This is a genomic window from Duganella qianjiadongensis (assembly GCF_009857915.1).
Taxonomy (GTDB): Bacteria; Pseudomonadota; Gammaproteobacteria; order Burkholderiales; family Burkholderiaceae_D; genus Rugamonas; species Rugamonas qianjiadongensis.
Window position 1 is genome coordinate 1 of record NZ_WWCM01000074.1, and the last position, 516, is coordinate 516.

1 rRNA gene is annotated in these 516 nt (G+C 51.6%); it reads left to right on the top strand.

Features of this window, described 5'->3' with window-relative positions:
• Positions 1 to 516: ribosomal RNA gene (locus GTP27_RS23325) — 23S ribosomal RNA — on the top strand; the annotation flags it as partial.

The following is a 516-nucleotide window of genomic DNA, read 5'->3' on the forward strand; positions in this document are numbered from 1 at the left end:
CCAGTCACCGAAGCTGCGGATATCCGTAAGGATATGGTAGGAGAGCGTTCTGTAAGCCTGCGAAGGTGTCTTGTAAAGGATGCTGGAGGTATCAGAAGTGCGAATGCTGACATGAGTAGCGATAATGAGGGTGAAAAGCCCTCACGCCGTAAGCCCAAGGTTTCCTGTTCAACGTTCATCGGAGCAGGGTGAGTCGGCCCCTAAGGCGAGGCAGAGATGCGTAGCTGATGGGAAGCAGGTTAATATTCCTGCACCGTCGTATGATGCGATGGGGGGACGGATCGCGGAAGGTTGTCTGACTGTTGGAATAGTCAGTTTCTGATTCATAGAAGGTGCTTAGGCAAATCCGGGCACGTAATTCAAGGGATTGGGACGAGTGAACTTGTTCACGAAGCAATCGGAAGTGGTTCCAAGAAAAGCCTCTAAGCTTCAGTCATACGAGACCGTACCGCAAACCGACACAGGTGGGCGAGATGAGTATTCTAAGGCGCTTGAGAGAACTCGGGAGAAGGAACT